Source organism: Micromonospora sp. LOL_025 (genome assembly GCF_048060285.1).
In the GTDB taxonomy this organism is placed as follows: Bacteria; Actinomycetota; Actinomycetes; order Mycobacteriales; family Micromonosporaceae; genus Micromonospora.
This window is the reverse complement of record NZ_JBHMIR010000032.1, coordinates 1-20,165: the sequence shown is the minus strand read 5'-3', so window position 1 is coordinate 20,165 and position 20,165 is coordinate 1. Positions and strand designations below refer to the sequence as shown.

The window sequence follows — 20,165 nt, the reverse complement described above, 5'->3', positions numbered from 1 at the left end:
GTGGACGAGGTCCGTGCCCTCGTGGCCCGCGTCGCCGGCACGGCCGACGACGTGCGGGTGGAGCGGATCCCCGCCGGGGACGAGGCGGCCGTCGCCGAATACGAGTGCCGCGACGGCGTCCTGACGCTGCGCGGGTCGGATCCGGTGGCCGCGGCCGCCGCGTTCGGGCAGTACCTGAAGGCGTACGCCGGTCGTCAGGTGACCTGGGAGCAGCCCCGGCTCGCGCCCCGGCCCACGCCCTGGCCGGACGCGCCCCCGACGCGGCTGACCAGCCCGTTCGCGGTCCGCTACCACCTCAACACCGTGACCTACGGCTACTCGGCGGCGTTCTGGGACTGGGACCGCTGGGAGCGGGAGATCGACTGGATGGCGCTGCACGGCGTCACCCATCCGCTCATGCAGGTCGGCCACGAGGCGGTGCTGGCGGAGACGTTCCGGCGGGCCGGGCTCGACGCGGCCCGGGTCGACGAGTGGATCGGCAGCGCGGCGCACTTTCCGTGGACGTTCATGGGCAACACGAACTCGTTCGGCGGGCCGCTGCCGTCGCGCTGGATCAGCCGCCACGTCGAGCTGGCGCAGCGGATCCTCGACCGGCAGCGCACGCTGGGCATGACGCCCGTCCTGCCCGTGTTCGGCGGGCACGTCCCCCCGGAGCTGGCCGACCCGTCGGCCGGCGAGATCGAGTGGCAGGGCTGGCGTACCCCGATCCTCGGCCCCGACAGCGAGCGGTTCGCGTCGTTGACGGCGGAGTTCCTGGGCATCCAGCGGGAGCTGTTCGGCACCGATCACCACTACGCCGTCGACCCGTTCATCGAGTCGGTGCCGCCGTCCGGGGAACCCGACTACCTGGCGTCGGTCGGCCGGGCCGTCTACCGGGCGATGGCGGACGGCGACCCCGAGGCGACCTGGGTGCTCCAGGGCTGGCCGTTCCACTACCAGCGCGACTTCTGGCGGCCCGAGCGCGTGCGCGCGTTCCTGGCCGACGTGCCCGACGAGCGGCTGCTCCTGCTGGACCTGTGGGGCGAGCACGCCCCCATGTGGCGCCGCGACGGCATGTTCGGGCGGCGCTGGGTGTGGTGCGCCATCCACAACTTCGGGGGCCGCTTCGCGCTCTTCGGCGACCTGGACGGGCTGCGTCGCGACGTCGACGAGCTGCGGCGTACGCGGCCGGCCCGGCTGGCGGGCGTCGGGCTGGCACCGGAGGCGGTCGAGAACAACAGCGTCTTCTACGAGTTGGCCACCGACCTGACCTGGGGCGTGCCCCGACTGGACGACTGGCTGCGGTCGTTCGCCCGGCAGCGCTACGCGTCCGGGCACGAGGACTTCGCCCTGGCCTGGCGGCTCCTGGCCGACACGCTCTACGCGCCGGGGCGCACCCGGTCCATCCCGTCTCCCGTCATCGCCCGGCCGTGGTCGGCCGACGCGCCGTTCGCCGCCCAGCGGCTGGCCGGCGAGTTCGTCCCGCAGGACGCGGAGCCGCAGCGGCAGTCGGCCAACATCGACGCCGAGAACGATCCGATGGTCCTCGGCGCCCTGCCGCGGATCGCCTCGGCCGCCCGGCTGCTGCTCGGGCGGGCGCCGGAGGCGGGGGTCCGGGAGCAGGTCGAGCGGGACGTGGTCGAGCTGGTCGGTCACGTGTTGGCGCAGGGATCGCGGGTCCACATCCGCGGGATGCTGGCGGCCTTCGCCGAGCGGGACGGGGATGGGGTCCTGGACCACTTCGTCCGGTTCCGGGTGGATCTGCTCGACCTCGACGAGCTCGCCGGCACGCGGTCCGAATCGCGCGTCGGCCGGTGGATCGACGACGCCCGCGCGTGGGGCGACTCGCCCGCCGAGGCCGACGTCATGGAGCGCGACGCCCGCAGTCTGGTCTCCGTGTGGGGCCACCAGACCAGCGGGCTGCACGACTACTCCGGGCGGCACTGGGCCGGGCTCGTCCGGGACTACTACCTGCCCCGGTGGGAGCTGTGGGCGACCTGGTTGGCCCGGGCGGCGACGACGGGGCAGGCGCCGGACGTCGGCGTCCTGCGCGCCCGCGTCGTCGCGCACGAGGAGCGCTGGCGGGGAACGATCGGCGGCTGTCCCGCCGCGCCCGAGGGGAACGCCCTCGACGTGGCGGCCAGGATCCTCGACCGGCTCGGGCACTGACCGGCGGCGGCCCGGTCCGCGTGCGCGGAGTTGCCATAATCGAGCCGTGTCTGTCCCGAGACGGCGTCGCTCGTCCCATCCCGCGATCGTCGGCGCGGTCATCGCCGCCGTGGCCACGGTGGTCGCGGCGGCCGTTCCCGTCGCGCTGGAGCTGAACCGCGACACCGGCGGCGGCGCCGCACCGCCGGTCCAGGGCGCCCCGTCCACCGGGCCGCCCCAGCCGACCGCACCGGCGGCGTCCACCAGTACCGATCCTTCCCCGACACCCGCGTCGCCCGCGGTCACCGCGTCACCGTCGCCCCAGGCCGACGTGGTCCCGCTGACCGAGATGCGCGAGATGGACGACTTCGAGGGCTGGGAACAGGAGCCGCTGACCGTGGCCGGGAAGCCGCACCAGGCGGTGCTGACCGCGTCTCCGTGCTGGTTGAACGACCACTACACGGTCACGTTCGTGGTGAGCCGGCAGTTCCGGGTCCTCGAAGCGGCCGTGGGCATCGCCGACGAGTCCCCGAAGGCCCGGCCGCTGCGGTTCAGCGTGCTCTCCGACAGCAAGGAGGTCTTCACCACCACGGTCGGCCTCGGGCGGACCCGCCCGGTCAAGGTGGACATCAGCGACTCGACCCAGGTGTCCCTGCGGGTCAGCACGACCAGCGTCGAGCAGTGCCACGGCGACAGCCTCGGCGCCTGGATCGCGCCGCGGCTACGCCGCTGAGCGCCGGCTCGTCGACGGGGCGGCGTGCCCGCGCGGCCGCAGCGTGCCGGTGTCCGAACCGGTGGTCGGCGGGCGGGCCCCCGCCGACCACCGGCTCGGGGCTCAGTGGGTCGGCCGGGGGGTGAGGAAGAAGGCGAGGACCGCGGCGGCGACGGCGATGACGGCGCCGGTGGTGAAGCCTCGGGAGAAGCCCGCCGTGCTGGTGCCCGCGATGCTGGCCGCGGCCATGCTCGACACGACGGCGGCGCCGAGCGAGGCGCCGAACTCGTGGAAGGTGCTGACGATGCCGGAGGCGAGACCGGCCTCCTGCGGCGCGACCTGACCGAGCGCGACGGCGGACGCCACGACGAAGAGGACGCCCGTGCCGGCGGCGGCGACGCTCACCCCGACGACGAGGGCCGCGGTCCCGTCGACGGCGGCGGGGACCGCCATGCCGGCCGCCGAGACGAGCAGGCCCAGGACGCCGAGGGTGCGCGCCCCGATCCGGCCGATGACGCGGCCGGCGGCGTTCGCGCCGAGCATGGTCGTGATCGCCACGGGCAGGAAGAGCAGCCCGGTGCGCAGGGCGCCGTAGCCCTGGTGGTCCTGGAGGTAGAACGTGCCCAGGAAGAAGACGGTGATCATCAGCGCGGTCGCGACGAGGATCAGCAGCGCCCCGGTCGCCACCGGCCGGCGGAGCAGGAGCCGTACGTCCATCAGCGGGCTCGCGGCGCGGCGCTGGCGGACGACGAACGCGGCGTAGAGGAGCACGGCGGCCACCAGCAGCAGCAGGATCGTCGGGTTGCCCCAGCCGACGTCGCCGGCGCGGATCAGCGCGTAGATCAGCGATCCGGTGGCCGCCGTAACCAGCACCGCGCCGGGCACGTCGAGCCGGGCCGTCGCGCCGGTGGGCGCCTGGGGCGGAAGCTGCATCCGGAGGGCCAGCAGCAGGATGATCCCGACCGGCACGTTGACGAAGAACACCCAGGGCCAGCCCGGCCCGGCGGTGAGCAGGCCGCCGAGGAGGACGCCCAGGGCGGCGCCACCGCCGCCGAGCGCCGACCAGATGCCGAGCGCCTTGTTGCGCTCGTCGCCGTCGAAGATCGTGACGACGAGGGACAGGGCGGCGGGGGAGAGGATCGCCGCCGCGATGCCCTGCCCGACGCGACCGCCCAGCAGCATGGGGCCGCTGGTCGCCAGCCCCGCCGTCAGGGACGCGGCGCTGAACAGCAGGAGGCCGGCGAGGACGAGGCGGCGGGCGCCGAACAGGTCCGCGGCGCGACCGCCGAGCAGCAGCAGGCCGCCGAACGTGAGGGTGTATCCACTCACCACCCACGTGAGGGCTTCCCGCTCCATGCCCAGGTCCGCCCCCATGTGCGGCAGGGCGATCGCGACGACGGTGACGTCCAGGATCAGCATCAGCTGGGCGATGCCGACGAGGCCCAGGATCCGCCAGCGCTTCGGGTGGGGACTCGCGGGTGTGGGAGTTTCGGTTGCGGTCACAGGTTCCGCCATGGCTGCCAGGCTCCTCCGCCAAGTTGAACGGTAGTGTTCAAGTTACGGAGATACGTTAACTCATGCACGACTGTTCGACTTAGGGGAAGTTCCATGACTCGCCCACTCGCCAAGCCGACCCGCCGGGCCGACGCCCAGCAGAACGTGGAGAGGATCCTGGAGGCGGCGGTGACCTGCCTGAGCCGTGACCCCGACGCGAGCGTCAGCGAGATCGCGCAGGCCGCGCGGGTGGGCCGGGTGACCCTCTACGGTCACTTCCCCTCCCGGGACGCGCTGGTGGAGGCCGCGCTGACCCGGGTGCTGGCCGAGGGGGAGGAACTCCTGGCGGGTCTCGACCTGACCGGCGATCCGCGCGACGCGCTGCGCGTCCTGATCCGGTCGAGCTGGCTGCTGATCGCCCAGTCGAGTGCCGTCCTGGAGGCGGCGCAGGCGTCGCTGCCGCCCGAACGCGTGCACGAGCTGCACGCCGAGCCGGCGCGGCGCGTCGACCAGCTGATCCGCCGGGGTCAGGACGAGGGGGTGTTCCGGGCCGACCTTCCGGCCAGTTGGCTGACCAGCGTCCTGCACCACATCATGAAGGGCGCCGCCGTCGACGTGGCCAGCGGGCAGGTGGACCGGGCGGACGCCCCCCGCCTCATCTCCGAGACGGTCCTCGCCGCCTACCGGGTCGACGGATAGCGGACACGTCGGCGCGGCGGGCGGGCGCTGGCGTCAGCGGCGGCACCCGTCGTATCGTCGCGGTCCGACGGCGCGGGCCCGCCACCATCGGCGGCCCCGCCACCATCGGCGGCCCCGGCGCGGTCGGCGCGGGACGTCGTCCCTGGTGCTCCACCAGAACCCCACCGGATTGCGAGGTCGCGGCTCGATACTGCGGAGATGCGTGGGAAGGAGTGCGCGATGTCCGTAGCCGAGTCCGTAACGGTACTGCTCGCGGCACCGCGTGCGTTCTGCGCCGGTGTCGAGCGTGCGATCGAGATCGTCGAGCGTGCGCTCGCCAGCCGGGGCAGCCCGGTGTACGTCCGCAAACAGATCGTCCACAACGCGCACGTCGTCGCCGACCTGGAGTCGCGCGGCGCCGTGTTCGTCGAGGAACTCGACGAGGTGCCCGCCGGCGCGACGGTGGTGTTCTCGGCGCACGGGGTGTCGCCCGTGGTGCGCGCCGAGGCCGCCCGGCTCGGCCTGGAGGTGTTCGACGCGACGTGCCCGCTGGTGGCGAAGGTGCACACGGAGGCGCGCCGCTACGCCGACCGTGGGGACACCGTCCTGCTCGTCGGGCACGCGGGGCACGAGGAGACCGAGGGCACCCTGGGCGAGGCGCCGGACCGGATGCTCCTCGTGCAGTCGCTGGAGGACGCGCGCACGGTCGAGGTGCCCGATCCGGACCGGGTGTCGTACCTGACCCAGACCACGCTGGCCGTGGACGAGACCGCCGAGGTGCTCGACGTGCTGCGCCGACGGTTCCCGGCGCTGCGCGGGCCGTCCTCGGCCGACATCTGCTACGCCTCGACCAACCGGCAGGCGGCGTTGCGTACGGTCGCCGAGGAGTCCGACCTCGTGCTCGTGGTCGGCTCGACCAACTCGGCGAACACGCAACGACTCGTCGAGCTGGCCCGCCGCGCGGGCCGACCGGCCCACCTCATCGAGGACGCGGCGGAGATCCTGCCGGAGTGGCTGGCGGGTGTCACCACGGTCGGGGTCACCGCGGGCGCGTCCGCCCCGCCGCGCCTGGTCGAGGGGGTGGTCGAGGCGCTGCGGGCGCACGGCCCGGTGACCGTGGTGGAGCGCGAGGTCGCCCGCGAGACCATCGAGTTCACCATGCCGGGCGCGGTGCGTTCCCTCTGACGTCGGGCCGCGCCCGTGTCGGGTTGCCGCACCGGCGCGCCGCCGCCCCGCCGGACCGCGCGTGCGGGGCGGTCCGGCGGGGCGGGGAGCCCGCTACGCGGAAGCCTGGTACGTCGACTGCATCTTGTGCGAGAACCACTCCCCGACGGTCACCCGGTCGAGCCCGGCCTCGGCGCTCTCCTGGGCCAGCGGGCGCATCGGCTCGACCGTGGTGTCGTGGTTGGGCAGGTAGAAGAAGGGGATGGAGACGCGCGACGGCGCGTCCGTCCCCTCCGGGTTGACCACCCGGTGCACGGTCGACGCCCACCGGCCGCCGGTCCAGAACGCCATCAGGTCGCCGATGTTCACGACGAAGCTGCCGGGGATGGCGGGCACGTCCAGCCAGTCGTCGTCGCCGCGCCGCACCTGGAGCCCGCCCAGCTCGTCCTCCACGTAGAGCACCGTCAGGCTGCCCCAGTCGGTGTGCATCTCCCGCCGCAGCACGCCGTCTTCGGGCGTCGGGTAGTAGTAGTTGGCGATGATCAGGGACACGTGCTCGTCGAACTTGCTGTCGAAGAAGTCCTCCGGCAGCCCGAGCGCGAGCGCGAACAGCCGCATGATGTCCGCCGACAGCTCGGTCATGGCGGCGATGTACTCGTACCAGACCGCCTTGAAGTCGTCGTCCGGCCAGATGTTCGCCGCCTTCCAGGTGGCCGGGTGCGTGCCCAGCCGGGCGCGCTCCTCGTCGCTCAGGTCGCCCGTCACGTGCGCGGCGAACGCCTCGTACGGGCCGCCCGGGCGGCGCAGCCCCGACACTCCGGAACCGCGGTTCGCGCTCCGGTCCTTCTCCTCCTCCGGTCGGGTGAAGAAGGTCTTGGTGGTGGTGTACATGCGGTTCACCAGGTCCCGGGGCACGCCGTGCCCCACGACGGTGAAGAACCCCGAACCCTCGCACGCCTTGCCGATGGCTGCCGCGATGGCCGCGCGCCCCTCGGCGGTGGTGCGGCCCGACAGGTCGATCGCCGGTACGAAATCCTGGACCACAACGGGTTCCACAACTGCCCGCCTCTCTCGCGACGTCATTACATTGATCGAAGCAATCCCGGGTCACCCGCCGGGAAGCCGCTGCGGCCCCGCTTCCCCCACGTGCGGGTAATTGCTCGACGTACCTGGCGGTAAGGCAATGTTGAGACCGGCAGACATTCACGTGCACGATTGTGTTGTGGCGTACGAGGACGAGCAGTTGTCGCAGATGGTCGGGACGCTCGCCGACGCGGGCCGCCCGCTCTCCGGGGAGGCCGTGGGTCGGCTCGTCGCCGACCCGCCGGGTGTCGTAACGGAGCCGGCCGTGCGCCTGCTCGTCGCCGCCGCACAGGGGGACCCGCTGCTGCTGGCCGCCCTGCGCGAGGGAATCCGTGTCGAGGGCGTCACCGACGGGCCCGGCCGGGCGCGGACGCCGCGGCGGGTCCAGGAGCTGATCCGCGCCACGCTGCGCGGCGCGCCCACCGGATCCTGGCAGCTGCTGCGGGTGGCCGCCGTGCTCGGCCGCTCCTGCCAGCTGGCGGAGCTGGCGGCGATGACCGGGCGGAACACCGCCCAGATGCTGCCCGACCTGGACGCGCTGCTCGACGCCGGACTGCTCGACTGGGTGGGCGACGACCTCGCCTTCCGGCACGAACTGGTGTGGTGGGCGGTGCTCGACGCCCTGCCGCCCGCCGTGCGGCAGGCGCTTCGCGCCGACCGCGACCGCCTGCGCCGGCGCCGGGCCGTGACCGGTGCGTCCCGCGCCGCCGACCTGGCGGCCGAGCCCGTGGCCCCCGCCGACCTGCGGCGCAGGATCGGGCTGCGCTCCGCGCCGGCCGCCCGGGAGCACCGTCCGGACGCCGGCGGCGCGTGGGAGTCGTTCAGCGGCGTCGAGCGGGCCATCGCGCGACTCGTCGCCGAGGGCATGACCAACCGGCAGATCGCGACCCGGGTGCGGCTGTCGCCGCACACGGTCAACTACCACCTGCGCGGCCTGTTCCGCCGGCTGGGCATCTCCTCGCGGGCGGAACTCGTCCGCCACGTGCCGGTCTCCTCCGCGGCGTAGGGACGGTCCGGACCTTCCGGACACCACTGCCACATTACGTTTTCCGGCGCCGTTCACGCTCAATTTGACGAAGGGTCAACCGCGTCCAAAGGACTACCCTGATGAGTAGTGTCAATTCGGGTGCCGTGCTCATTCTGGTAGTCGGGGGAACCGCCGCCAGGCAGTAGTGTCGCCCATATCGAATTTCGTTGGGTCAGCGGCAGGTAAATCCACGGGTACGACCGTGCTCACACCCGAGGGAAAACATGAACATCCGTACGCAACCGCGTGTCCACGAACTCATCGCCGTCCGTGCGGCGTCGCAGCCCGACCGGACCGCGGTCGTGCAGGGCGACGCGCACATCAGCTACGCGGACCTGGAGCGCCGGGCCAACGGCCTGGCCCGCCACCTCGTCGACGGGGGCGTCGGCGCGGACTCCGTGGTCATGGTCCACCTGGAACGCTCCATCGACGCCATCGTCGGCCTGCTCGCCATCTGGAAGGCGGGCGCGGCCTACCTGCCCGTGGATCCGGGGCTGCCGGACAGCCGCGTCGAGGCGTTCGTGAAGGAGACCGACTGCACCACCGTCATCACCCACGGGCGTGACGTGGCGCGGTTCGCCGACCTGCCGGTCAGGGCGCTCACCGCGAGCGCCGCGGACGGCGCCGCGACCGCCCCGTCCGTGGCGGTGGGCGGCGGGGACGCCGCCTACATCATCTACACGTCGGGCTCCACGGGTACGCCGAAGGGCGTCGTGGTCAACCACGAGTCGCTGAGCTACCTGTGCGGGGAACTGACCGGCCGCTACGGCGTCACCCCCGACGACCGGGTGTTGCAGTTCGGCGCGCTCTCCTTCGACACCTCCATCGAGCAGATCACGGTCGCGCTGCTCGGCGGGGCGACGCTGGTGCTGCCCGAGCTGAGCTGGGCGCCCAGCGAGCTGCCGGAGCGGCTGCGCCACCACGGGGTCACCGTGATGGACCTGACCCCCGCGTACTGGCGCCGCTTCCTCGCCGAGGCCGGCGCGGGGGCCCGTGACCTGCCGGTCCGGATGGTCATCGTGGGCGGCGAGGCGGTCAACGCGGAGGACTGCCGCACGGCGCTGGACCTGATGCCCGGGGTGCGGCTGGTCAACGCCTACGGGCTCACCGAGACCACGATCACCTCCTGCCTGATGGACCTGACCGCCGACGTGCTGCCCGCCCGCGGCACGGCCCCGGTCGGCCGGCCGCTGCCCGGCACCGTCGTGTACGTCCTCGACGAGCACGACCGGCCGGTCGGACCCGGCGAGCGCGGCGAGATCCACATCGGCGGTCGCGGCGTGGCGCGCGGCTACCTGACCGAGGACGACGCCGGCCGCTTCCGCGCGGACCCGTTCGCGTCCGAGCCCGGCGCGCGGATGTACCGGACCGGTGACCTGGGCGCCTGGACCGCCGAGGGTAACCTCGAGGTGGTCGGGCGCATCGACCGGCAGGTCAAGATCCGTGGCTTCCGGGTGGAGCCCGGCGAGATCGAGGCGGCACTGGCGGCGCACGACGGCGTCGACACGGTCGCCGTCACCACGTACGAGCACGACGGCCAGCGGCGCCTGGTCGCGTACCACACCGGCCCACGGCCCCTGGACGTCGCGGAGCTGCGCGAGTTCGTCGGCCGCCACCTGCCCGCCTACATGGTGCCGACGGCGTTCGTCGCCCTCGACGAGCTGCCGCTGAAGACCAACGGCAAGGTCGACCTGGCCGCGCTGCCCGCGCCGCGGGCCACGGCGGTCGCGTCGGAGAGCGGCGACGACATGCCCGTCGACCTGGTGGAGCGCGGCGTGACCCGGCTGTGGGGGCAGGTGCTCGGCGTGCCCCGGGTGCTGCCGGACGACAACTTCTTCGCGCAGGGCGGCAACTCGATCCTCGCCGCCGAGCTGCTCGCGAAGATCCGCGGCTCCTTCGGCGTGCTCATCACCCAGGTACGTCCGCTGATCCGGCTGCTGCTGGAGGACGCGACGCCGCGCGGCCTGGCGCGGGCGGTGCGCGAGGCCCGGGAAGGCACGCTCGCCGGCGACGACACCCGCAGGCGGGTGGACTTCGCCGCCGAGACGGAGCTGGACGTGGAGATCCGGCGCGACGTGCCCGACGAGCCGCGCTGGCAGGACCCCCGCCACGTGTTCCTCACCGGGGCCACCGGCTTCCTGGGCATCTACCTGCTGCGGGAGCTGCTGACCAGCACGGACGCGGTGGTGCACTGCCTCGTGCGCGCCGACGGGCCGGAGCAGGGCCTGGCCCGCATCCAGGCCAACGCGCGGCACTACTTCGGCGAGGACCTCGCCGGCCACCAGGCGGCGGGCCGGATCGTCGCCGTCCCCGGCGATCTCGCGGCACCCGGGCTCGGCCTCTCCGAGGCGGCCTTCGACGAGCTGGCGCGCACGGTCGACGTCATCCATCACCCCGGCGGGGCCGTCAACTTCATCTACCCGTACTCGCACATGCGGCCGGCGAACGTCGACGGCACCCGCGAGATCATCCGGATGGCCGCGCGGCACCGCAACGTCCCGGTCCACTACACGTCGACCATGGCCGTCGTCGCGGGCTTCGGCACCGCCGGCGTCCGGCACGTCGACGAGGACACCCCCCTGGCGTACGCCGACCACCTCTCCGTCGGGTACGTGGAGAGCAAGTGGGTGGCCGAGGCGCTGCTGCACCGGGCTGCCGAGCGGGGGCTGCCGGTGGCGATCTACCGGGCCGCCGACATCTCCGGCGACCGGGTCAACGGCGCGTGGAACATCGCCACGGAGATGTGCGCGATGAAGAAGTTCGTGGTGGACACCGGCACCGCCCCGGTCGCGGAGCTGCCGCTGGACTACACGCCGGTGGACGTGTTCGCCGCCGCGGTCGCGCACATCGCCAGGTCGTCCCGGCCCGCCGGCGAGGTCTACCACCTCACCAACCCCGGGAAGGTCAACATCTCGGTGCTGGTCGAGCGCCTGCGGGCCCACGGGCACGACATCCGCGAGGTGTCCTGGGCCGAGTGGCTCGACGAGATGGTGCGGGTCGCGGTCGAACAGCCCGACCATCCGATGACCCCCTTCGCGCCGCTGTTCATCGACCGCTGCGCGACGGGCCAGATGAGCGTCGCGGAGATGTACCTGGAGACGACGTTCCCCGTCTTCTCCCGCACCAACGTGGAGCACGCGTTGCGCGGCAGCGGCATCGAGATCCCCACGGTGGACGCGGAGATGCTCGACCGCTACATCGGCTACCTGACCCGCACCGAGTTCCTGCGGGCCGCGTGATGGGCTGGGAGACGCTCGACCTCACCCACGCCCCCACCGAGGGTCCGGTCGCGTTCGGCGACGACCTGTCCGCGGCGACCCTGCTCGGCGCCTACCGGCACGGGCTGTTCCCGTTCCCGGCCGACACCGAGGAGCGGAAGATCGTCAGCGAGTTCACCTACGAGGCGGACGTCGCCGCCGGTCGGATCGCGGTGCTCGACGGAAGCGCCGACCCGTACGCCGTCGCCTGGTGCTCGCCCGACCCGCGCCCGGTGATCCACGTCGACCGGGCCCGCATCCAGCGCAGCCTGCGGCGGCAGCTGCGCAACAAGGTCGAGTGGACGACGACGCTCGACGTCTGCTTCGACCGGGTGGTGCAGCACTGCCGCGTGGGCCGCGAGCCCCGGTGGCTGACCGACCGGCTCGTGTCGGCGCTGCGCGAGCTGCACACGGCGGGGCACGCCCACAGCGTCGAGGTGTGGGAGGGCGACGAACTGGTCGGCGGCACGTTCGGCGTACGGGTCGGTGGCGTGTTCAGCGCCGACTCCCAGTTCGCCCTGCGCAGCGGCGCCGCGAAGGTCGCGGTCGCGTGCCTGGTGCGGCGCGTCGCGGAGAGCGGCGGCGTGGCGGTCGACGTCCAGCACGACGGCGACCACGCGAAGCTCATCGGCGCGGTCGCGGTGCCCCGTGCCGAATACCTGGCGCTGCTGCGCAGGCACGCCGACGACCACTGCGCCATGCCCGCGGACCCGCTGCCCGCGCGCAGCCTGGCCGCCTGACCGACGGAGGTGACCCCGTGCGCGTGTTGACCCTCGCCGAGCGACCGGACCTGCGGGACGCGATGCTCCACATGGAGGCCTCGTGGCCCGAGTACATCCCGCCCGAGCCGATGGTGATCGGCTGGGCCTTCGACCGGTACCCGGAGCACCAGCTCGTCGTCGTCGAATCCGACGACACGGTGGTGGCCCGCGCGGCCGCCGTGCCGTTCGCGTGGGACGGCGACCCGGCGAGCCTGCCCGACACCGGCTGGGACGCGGTGCTGGGGATGAGCATGCTCGACACCTCCGCCGGCCGCGAGCTCACGGCGCTGTGCGCGCTGGAGATCGCCGTGGTGCCGGGCATGCAGGCCCGGAACATGTCGGGGCGCGTCCTGGCGGCGGTCAAGGACAACGCCCGCCGGCACGGCTACCGCGACGTCGTCGGGCCCGTCCGGCCCAGCGGCAAGCACGCCGAGCCGCACGAGCCGATGACCGGGTACGCCGCCCGCACCCGCGAAGACGGGCTGCCGGCCGACCCGTGGCTGCGCGTCCACGTCCGGGCGGGCGGTGAGGTCCTCGACGTCTGCCCGGCCTCCATGACGATCTCCGGCAGCCTCGCGCAGTGGCGCGCCTGGACCGGGCTGCCCTTCGACACCAGCGGACCGGTCGTCGTGCCGGGTGCCCTGACCCCGGTCGAGGTGAACGTCGACCACGACCACGCCGTCTACGTCGAACCCAACGTGTGGGTCCGACACTCCCTCGCGGAAAGGCATGCCTCATGACCAGCACCGTCCCGGCCACCCTGGCCTCCAAGATCCGCAACCGTGCCGCGCTGATCGAGATCATCGGCGGGTACATGGCCTCGCAGTCGCTCGCGCTCGCCGCCGAGCTGAAGCTCGCCGACCACATCCACGACGGCCTCGTCACGAGCGCGCAGCTCGCCGAGGCGACCGGCACCCACGCGCCGTCGCTGCACCGGCTGCTGCGGACCCTCGTGGCGGTCGGCCTGCTGGCCGAGCCGACGCCGGGCGAGTTCCGGCTGACGGAGGTGGGCGAGCAGCTGCGCACCGACTCGCCGAACTCGCTGTGGGCGTTCACCCGGTTCTTCACCAACCCCACGCTGTTCTCGTCCTGGCAGCAGGTGCGGCACACCATCGAGACCGGTGAGTGCGCCTTCGACCACGTGCACGGCCGGAACGCCTACGAGCACCTCGCCGAGCACCCCGAGCTGTCCGCGCTGTTCAACGTGGCGATGGGGCAGGAGTCGAGGGTGTCCGCCCAGCTCGTCGCCAACGGGTACGACTTCTCCGGCGTCCGTACGGTCGTGGACGTCGGCGGCGGCGACGGCACGCTGCTCGCCGCGATCCTCGGCACCCACGAGCACCTGACCGGGGTGTGCTTCGACAGCGCCGCGGGCGTCGCCGAGGCCGCCGGCGTGCTCGCCACGGCCGGGGTGTCCGAGCGCTGCGAGATCGTGGCGGGCGACTTCTTCTCGTCGGTCCCCGGGGGCGGCGAGCTGTACATCATCAAGAGCGTCTTCCAGGACTGGAACGACGAGAACGCCCGGAAGCTGCTGAGCACGGTGCGCGCGCACATGCCCGCCGACGCGACGCTGCTGATCGTCGGCTCGGTGCTGCCGGACACCGCCAACACCGACAACCCGGTGATGTTCTACACGGACATCAACATGCTGGTGACGGCGGGCGGCCGGGAGCGCACCGAGAGCGAGTTCCGCGCCCTGCTCGCCGACACCGGCTTCACCGTCGAGTGGTGCGGACACGGCGCCGCCGGGCCGCTCTCCCTGATCAAGGCCGTTCCGGCGAGCTGACCACGTCGAGTACCGGGCCACGGGCGCACCCGCTCACGCGAGTCGAACGTGGCCCGGCCCGTGTCCCGATCCAGACCCACCCGCGCAACGGGGAGGCAACGATGTCCAGACCGAGTTTCGGCAGCGAACTCCTGCGCGGCAGGCTGCGGGTCGACCTGCTCGACCCACTGCCCGACGCCGGGCTCGACGCCGACGCCGAGGCGTTCCTCGCGCGGCTGCGCGCGTTCTGCACCGACAAGGTGGACGGCCGGCTCATCGAGCGCGAGGACCGGATCCCCGACGAGGTGGTCGACGGCCTGCGCGACCTCGGCGCGTTCGCCATCAAGCTCCCCGGGGAGTACGGCGGGCTCGGCCTGTCGGGGGTCTGCTACCACCGGGCGCTGATGATCGTCAGTACCGCGCACTCCTCGCTCGGTGAGCTGCTCGCCGCGCACCAGGCGATCGGCCTCATCCAGCCGCTGCGGCTGTTCGGCACCGACGCGCAGAAGCGTGAGCTGCTGCCGAGGTGCGTACGCGAGATCTCCGCCTTCGCCCTCACCGAGCCGGACATCGGCAACGACCCCTTCCGGATGCGGACCACGGCCACCCCCACGGGAGACGGCGGCTACCGCCTCGACGGGGTGAAGCTGTGGACGACCAACGGCACCATCGCCCACCTGATCGTGGTGATGGCCCTGGTCCCGCCCTCCGATAGCGGCCCGGGAGGCATGTCCGCGTTCGTGGTGGAGGCCGACGCGCCCGGGGTCACCGTGGAGCACCGCAGCTCCTTCCTGGGCCTGCGCGGCCTGGAGAACGGGGTCGTGCGGCTGCACGACGTCGTGGTGCCCGCGAGCCGCCGGATCGGGCCGGAGGGGGAGGGGCTCCAGGTGGCGCTCGCCGCGCAGGACACCGGCCGGCTCTCCATGCCCGCCGTCTGCGCCGCCGCCGCCAAGTGGAGCCTCAGGATCGCCCGCGAGTGGTCGGGCGTCCGCGTGCAGTGGGACCGGCCGATCGGCGAGCACGAGGCGGTGGGGGCCAAGATCGCCTACATCGCGGCGACCGCCTTCGCCCTGGAGGCCATGGTCGAGGTGTCCGGCCGGCACGCCGACGCCGGCGTGCTGGACACGCACACGGAGGCCGAGCTGGCGAAGCTGTTCGCGTCGGAGCAGGCGTGGCGGATCGTCGACGAGCTCATGCAGATCCGGGGCGGTCGCGGGTACGAGACCGCGGAGTCGGCCGCCGCGCGCGGTGAGCGCGGCGTCCCCGTCGAGCAGCTCTTCCGGGACCTGCGCATCGGTCGGATCTTCGACGGCTCCAGCGAGGCGCTGCGGGTGTTCGTCGGGACCGACGCGCTGGCGGACGAACAGGGCCCGGCCGACCGGTCGACGCCGTTCACGCCGCCGCCCGGCTTCGGCGACCTGGCCGGGCACCTGTCGTTCGCCGACGCGACGAGCGCCGAGCTGGCCCGGCACCTCGCCGACGGCCGGGAGCGGTGGGGCGAGGCGGTCGCCCAGCGGCAGCTCTTCCTCGGCCGCGTCGTGGACGTCGCCGCCGAGCTGTACGCGATGACCGCCGCCTGCGTGTACGCCAGAGCGCTCGGCGGCACCGCGATCGAGCTGGCCGACGCGTTCTGCCGACAGTCCCGCCAGCGGGTCGCGGAGCTCCGCCGTCGGCTGGGGGACAACACCGACGGCGACGACGTCGCGGTCGCCCGGCGGGTGCTGGGCGGCAGCTTCACCTGGTTGGAAGAGGGCGTGCTCGACGCGTCCATCGAGGGGCCGTGGATTGCCGAGCCCGCACCGGGACCGGCGAGCGGCCCGAACCTGCACCGCACGATTCGGAGGTGACTAGTGGACGAGCACGTGGCAGAGCTGGTGGCACAGGGCCGGCGGTCGCTGGAGCTGGCGCCCAACCGGTTCCTGGAGCTGCTGGAACGCGGTGAGGTGCCGGTCGACCGGCTGCGCGCCCTGGCCGGCGAGCTGTACCACCTGGTGTCCAGCGACCGGAGCAGCTTCGCGTTCCTGGCGGCCCGCTTCCCCGAGCCGCTGTTCCTGGCGATGGCGGGCGCCGAGGAGGAGGCGCTGGGCCTGCTGCCGGCCTTCGCCGCCGCGGTGGGCCTGGGGGAGAAGGAGCTGCGGGCGCACGAGCCGCGTCCGCTGGCCCAGGCGTACCCCGCCTTCATCGTCCGGACCGCCGTGTTCGGGCCGCGCTCGGCGATCCCGCTGGCCCTGCTGGTCAACGTCGAGGAGTCGGGCGGCTTCTACGCCCGGGTGGCCGACGCCCTCCAGGCGCGGTACGGGTTCCCCGACGAGGCGGTCGCGCACTTCCGCTACTTCGCCGAGACGCCGGACGAGGTGCTGGAGCAGGCGGCCGGGGTGGTGTCGGCCGGCCTCTCGGCGGGTGACGACCCGGTGGAGGCCCTGCGCGCGGCGCGGATGGTGCACGCCTACGAGGCGGTGTTCTGGGCGACGATGGCCGAGTGACCCCGGGACCGGGGTGGACCCGCCCCGCTCAGGGCAGGTCCACCTCGATCCGGCGGTCGATCCGGTCCTCGATCCAGGTGCTGGTGTCGACGAGCCACACGCGGTCCACCGAGATCTGGTAGATGCGGTGCTCCGCCGGCGGCAGCAGCGCCGACACGGGCAGGGTGTACTCGGCCCTGCTGGTCTCGTCCGGCAGCAGGGCGTCGTAGAACGTGCCGTGGTGGGCGCGTACCTCGTCGGCGGTCAGCTCCCGGCAGGTGCCGGTGAACTGGGCGCCGTCGACCTCGGTGAGCCCGCCGTCGCCGGTGACGAAGAGCGCCCCGCTCACCGTCGGGCGGGCCGCCACGTGCCGGCTGTGCCGGGACTGCGTCGCGGAGCCGAACAGGAAGCGCAGCGGGTCGGGCAGCCACGCGTACTGCAACACCGCCGTCCACGGCCGGCGGTCGGGGGAGACGGTGGACAGGGACAGGTACTTCGCGTCGGCGACGACGCGGTGCAGCCGGTCGACGAGGTCCATGGTTCAGCCCACCTCCGCGAGGGACGATCCGGCGATGTACGCGATCCTCGGCCCGGCCAGGCGTACGTAGTCGCGCGTGTCCAGGGCGATCGACACGTCGAGCCGGGCGGCGTTGAAGTAGATCTCCGGCTCGTCGAGCAGCCGGGGGTCCACCACCAGTTCCAGGTCGTCGCGGAAGCTGAACGGGACGATCGTGCCGCTGACGCAGCCGGACAGCTCCTCGGCCGTCTCCCTGGTCGCGAACGACACGTAGGTGCCGTCCCACATCTGCCGCAACGCGTCGAGCGCGACCAGGCGGTCGCCGGGCACGACGGCCAGCACGAAGCGGTTCACCTTCTTGCCGAGCTTGACCCGCGCGACGATGCACTTGGCCGCCTGGGACAGCGGGTGACCACGCAGCCGGCTGGCGGGAGAGGTGACCCCCTGCGGTTCGTGCGGGATGAGGCGGAACCGCGCGCCCTGGGACTCCAGCAGCCTGGTCAGCCTCTCGTACGTGTTCATCGCCCGTACTCGTAGAAGCCCCGGCCGCACTTCTTGCCGAGCATGCCGCCGGCCACCATGCGGGCGAGCAGCGGCGGCGGCGAGTAGTGCGGCTCCCGGAACTCCCGGTACAGCGACTCGCTGATGGCGGCCACGATGTCGAGCCCGATCAGGTCGACGAGGCGCAGCGGGCCCATCGGGTGCGCGCAGCCGAGCGTCATGGCCTTGTCGATGTCGGCCACCGACGCCATCCCGGACTCCACCATCCGGACGGCGGAGAGCAGGTACGGGATCAGCAGCGCGTTCACCACGAAGCCCGCGCGGTCCTTGGCACGGACGACCTGCTTGCCGAGCACCTCGGTGACGAACGCGTCGACGGTCTCGACGGTCCGCGCGTCCGTACGCACCGAGCCGACGACCTCCACGAGGGGGAGTACCGGCGCGGGGTTGAAGAAGTGGATGCCCACCACCTGCTCGGGCCTGGCGGTGACGCCACCCAGCTTCACGATCGGCAGGGAGGACGTGTTCGAGCCGAGGATGGCGTCCTCGTCCTCGACGACCTTGTCGAGGGTGGCGAACACGTCGAGCTTGATCGACTCCTGCTCCGACGCGGCCTCGATGACCAGCTGCCGGTCGGCGAAGTCCGTCAGGTCGGCGGTGAAGGACACCCGGCCCAGCGTCGCGTCCCGCTCCGCCTCGCTCAGCTTGCCCCGGCCCACCGCGCGGTCCAACGACGCGGTCAGCCGCGCCCGGCCCGGTACGACGGAGGCCGGCCGCGACACCGCGACGAGCACGTCCAACCCGGCCCTCGCGCACGTCTCGGCGATCCCGGCGCCCATGACCCCGCACCCGACGACGCCGACCCGGCGAATCCTGTCCATGTTTCTGCCTCCGCACACGCGTTAACAAATGGGGTTGCCGCGGAATTCGGTGAGTAGGGCGGGATCGCCGCTCCCTGACACGTGTCGTGAAAGGACGATAGGTTGGTACGCGGGCCCGACGCAATGATCTGCGCCTTTGTCCAGCCGAATTCGTGGCGGGTGCGAGAAAGCGGTTACCCGACAGTTCCCGATCGACAGTTACCTTTTTCTGCGTTCACTCACCATCGTAGGAGGCGCACTATGGTCGACTTCAGCGCTGCCCCCACCACCCAGATCGACAGTCGCGGCGGCAAGTGCCTGTACGCGCAGATCGACGAGTTGCGCGCGGCCGGCCCCGCAGTGGCCGTCGAGCTGCCGGAAGGCATGTTGGCATGGTCGATCACCCGCGGCGACGTGGTCCGGCGCCTGCTGACCCACCCCGGGGTCTCCCGCAACGTCAAGAAGAACGTGCCCAGCTACACCCCCGGTGAGATCAAGTGGCTGTCGCCGTGGGTGGACGTCGAGTCGATGTCCACGGCGGAGGGCCGCGAGCACCAGCGCCTACGGCAGCTCGTGGCGCCGGCGCTGACCCCGAAGCGGATCGACGCGATGCGCCCGCACCTGGAACTCATCGCCGGGCGGCTGCTCGACGACCTGGCCACGCGCCCGTCGGACGAGCCGGTCGACCTGCACACCACCTACTCCCAGCAGTTGCCGACCAGGATGATCTGCGACCTCTTCGGGGTGCCGGACGACCTGCGGCCCGAGGTGCTGCGCATCCTGCGGGTGGTGCTGAACACCGACAACGTGCCGGAGGAGGAGTCGGCCGCGGTCTACGTCGACATGAACGTCGCCATGCGTACGCTGATCGACCTCAAGCGCCGCGAGCCGTCCGACGACCTGACGAGCTTCCTGATGGCGGCCCGGGTGGAGGGCGAGGAGCCGCTCAGCGAGCAGGAGCTGGTCGACATGCTGCTGCTGCTCATCGGCGGCGGCAGCCAGACGACCGTGACGCTGATCGACCACACGGTCCGCGAGCTGCTCGCCAACCCAAACCAGCTGGCGACCCTGCTGGCCGACCCGGCCCGCTGGCCGGACGCGATCGAGGAGGCGCTGCGGGCGCACTGCCCGGTGGCGGCACTGCCGATGCGCTGGGCGAAGGAGGACATCGACCTCGGTGAGGGGGTCGTCATCCGGGCGGGCGACGCCATCCTCATCAGCTACCTGGCGCACGGCCGCGACCCGGCCGTCCACGACAACCCGGGCGTGTTCGACATCGACCGGGAGAACAAGGAGCACCTCGCGTTCGGGGCGGGCCCGCACTTCTGCCCCGGCGCCCGCCTGGCCCGACTGGAGGCGGCCGTCGCGGTGCCGGCACTGTTCGCGCGCTTCCCGCGCCTCGCGCTGGCCGTGCCGCCGGACGAGATCCAGCCGCTGCGCTCGTTCATGGCGAACGACGTGGCGTCGCTGCCGGTGCTGCTGAACCACCGGTAGGCGGACAGCGCGCCGCCCGGCCCGGCTCGCGGATCGGGCGGCGGTGCGGACCCGCATCAGGCGCAGTGGCACCCCCCGGTCGCGCCGACCGTCGGGAGCCGCTGCGCCTGGTCGCGTCCCGGGGGCGTCGGCGCGGTGCCGGCGGGCGATCGTGGCTGGTGTGGTGGTGGTTAGTGGGTGAGTGCGGGGATCTGGATTTTGGCGTCGTGTTCGAGGATGCGTTGTTGGAGTTCTTGGAGGCTGCGGCCGGGTTCGAGGCCGAG

17 protein-coding genes are annotated in these 20,165 nt (G+C 72.8%); 12 read left to right on the top strand and 5 right to left on the bottom strand.

From position 1 onward, the window contains the following. Entirely contained in the window at positions 1 to 2,148 is a 2,148-nt protein-coding gene (locus ACFHW0_RS27070) for an alpha-N-acetylglucosaminidase TIM-barrel domain-containing protein (RefSeq protein WP_416612048.1), read from the top strand. 46 nt (positions 2,149 to 2,194) lie between these two features. After that, positions 2,195 to 2,860, top strand: a complete 666-nt coding sequence (locus ACFHW0_RS27065) for an NPCBM/NEW2 domain-containing protein (protein ID WP_416612046.1) — start codon at positions 2,195 to 2,197, stop codon at positions 2,858 to 2,860. A gap of 102 nt (positions 2,861 to 2,962) precedes the next feature. Here the strand turns inward: ACFHW0_RS27065 and ACFHW0_RS27060 are convergent, their stop codons facing one another. Continuing rightward, a complete protein-coding gene (locus tag ACFHW0_RS27060; protein WP_416612045.1) occupies positions 2,963 to 4,354 on the bottom strand; it encodes an MFS transporter in 1,392 nt (463 codons plus the stop codon). Positions 4,355 to 4,447: 93 nt separating this feature from the next. Here ACFHW0_RS27060 and ACFHW0_RS27055 point away from each other — a divergent pair, with 93 nt between their 5' ends. Both ACFHW0_RS27055 and ispH read left to right on the top strand, forming a co-directional pair. After that, on the top strand, positions 4,448 to 5,032 hold the full coding sequence (locus ACFHW0_RS27055; RefSeq protein ID WP_416612043.1) for a TetR/AcrR family transcriptional regulator: 585 nt from the start codon (positions 4,448 to 4,450) through the stop codon (positions 5,030 to 5,032). Positions 5,033 to 5,251: 219 nt separating this feature from the next. Continuing rightward, a complete protein-coding gene (gene ispH, locus ACFHW0_RS27050; protein ID WP_416612042.1) occupies positions 5,252 to 6,196 on the top strand; it encodes a 4-hydroxy-3-methylbut-2-enyl diphosphate reductase in 945 nt (314 codons plus the stop codon). A gap of 93 nt (positions 6,197 to 6,289) precedes the next feature. Here the strand turns inward: ispH and ACFHW0_RS27045 are convergent, their stop codons facing one another. After that, positions 6,290 to 7,219 carry an isopenicillin N synthase family dioxygenase gene (locus tag ACFHW0_RS27045; protein ID WP_416612040.1) on the bottom strand — a complete coding sequence of 310 codons (930 nt, stop codon included), beginning with the start codon at positions 7,217 to 7,219 and terminating at the stop codon, positions 6,290 to 6,292. 178 nt (positions 7,220 to 7,397) lie between these two features. Here ACFHW0_RS27045 and ACFHW0_RS27040 point away from each other — a divergent pair, with 178 nt between their 5' ends. The 7 genes from ACFHW0_RS27040 (at position 7,398) to ACFHW0_RS27010 (ending at position 16,551) form a co-directional block, all read left to right on the top strand. Next, complete coding sequence (locus tag ACFHW0_RS27040; RefSeq protein WP_416612039.1) at positions 7,398 to 8,264, top strand: LuxR C-terminal-related transcriptional regulator; 867 nt, start codon at positions 7,398 to 7,400, stop codon at positions 8,262 to 8,264. Between the two features lie 245 nt (positions 8,265 to 8,509). After that, positions 8,510 to 11,524, top strand: a complete 3,015-nt coding sequence (locus ACFHW0_RS27035; RefSeq protein ID WP_416612037.1) for an amino acid adenylation domain-containing protein — start codon at positions 8,510 to 8,512, stop codon at positions 11,522 to 11,524. Continuing rightward, a complete protein-coding gene (locus ACFHW0_RS27030; RefSeq protein WP_416612035.1) occupies positions 11,524 to 12,282 on the top strand; it encodes a leucyl/phenylalanyl-tRNA--protein transferase in 759 nt (252 codons plus the stop codon). The genes ACFHW0_RS27035 and ACFHW0_RS27030 overlap by 1 nt, the downstream gene beginning before the upstream one ends. 17 nt (positions 12,283 to 12,299) lie before the next feature. Next, positions 12,300 to 13,043 (top strand): N-acetyltransferase, encoded by a 744-nt coding sequence (locus ACFHW0_RS27025; RefSeq protein WP_416612033.1) that lies wholly within the window; start codon positions 12,300 to 12,302, stop codon positions 13,041 to 13,043. Then, on the top strand, positions 13,040 to 14,089 hold the full coding sequence (locus ACFHW0_RS27020; RefSeq protein WP_416612031.1) for a methyltransferase: 1,050 nt from the start codon (positions 13,040 to 13,042) through the stop codon (positions 14,087 to 14,089). The genes ACFHW0_RS27025 and ACFHW0_RS27020 overlap by 4 nt, the downstream gene beginning before the upstream one ends. 101 nt (positions 14,090 to 14,190) lie before the next feature. After that, complete coding sequence (locus tag ACFHW0_RS27015) at positions 14,191 to 15,915, top strand: acyl-CoA dehydrogenase family protein (protein WP_416612029.1); 1,725 nt, start codon at positions 14,191 to 14,193, stop codon at positions 15,913 to 15,915. A 3-nt stretch (positions 15,916 to 15,918) separates the two neighbouring features. Further along, on the top strand, positions 15,919 to 16,551 hold the full coding sequence (locus ACFHW0_RS27010) for a transcriptional regulator (protein WP_121396277.1): 633 nt from the start codon (positions 15,919 to 15,921) through the stop codon (positions 16,549 to 16,551). A 28-nt stretch (positions 16,552 to 16,579) separates the two neighbouring features. Here ACFHW0_RS27010 and ACFHW0_RS27005 read toward each other — a convergent pair whose 3' ends face one another. From ACFHW0_RS27005 to ACFHW0_RS26995, 3 genes are read right to left on the bottom strand one after another with little or no spacing between them, the layout of a single operon-like run. Further along, complete coding sequence (locus ACFHW0_RS27005; RefSeq protein ID WP_416612027.1) at positions 16,580 to 17,068, bottom strand: pyridoxamine 5'-phosphate oxidase family protein; 489 nt, start codon at positions 17,066 to 17,068, stop codon at positions 16,580 to 16,582. Positions 17,069 to 17,071: 3 nt separating this feature from the next. Further along, positions 17,072 to 17,569: a YbaK/EbsC family protein gene (locus tag ACFHW0_RS27000; protein WP_416612025.1), complete on the bottom strand. Its 498-nt coding sequence runs from the start codon at positions 17,567 to 17,569 to the stop codon at positions 17,072 to 17,074. Next, positions 17,566 to 18,429: a 3-hydroxybutyryl-CoA dehydrogenase gene (locus ACFHW0_RS26995; protein ID WP_416612023.1), complete on the bottom strand. Its 864-nt coding sequence runs from the start codon at positions 18,427 to 18,429 to the stop codon at positions 17,566 to 17,568. Before ACFHW0_RS26995 ends, ACFHW0_RS27000 begins: the two co-directional genes overlap by 4 nt. Positions 18,430 to 18,669: 240 nt before the next feature. On the opposite strand from ACFHW0_RS26995, the gene ACFHW0_RS26990 reads away from it, so the two are divergent. Continuing rightward, a complete protein-coding gene (locus ACFHW0_RS26990) occupies positions 18,670 to 19,902 on the top strand; it encodes a cytochrome P450 family protein (protein ID WP_416612021.1) in 1,233 nt (410 codons plus the stop codon). Positions 19,903 to 20,165: the final 263 nt, after the last annotated feature.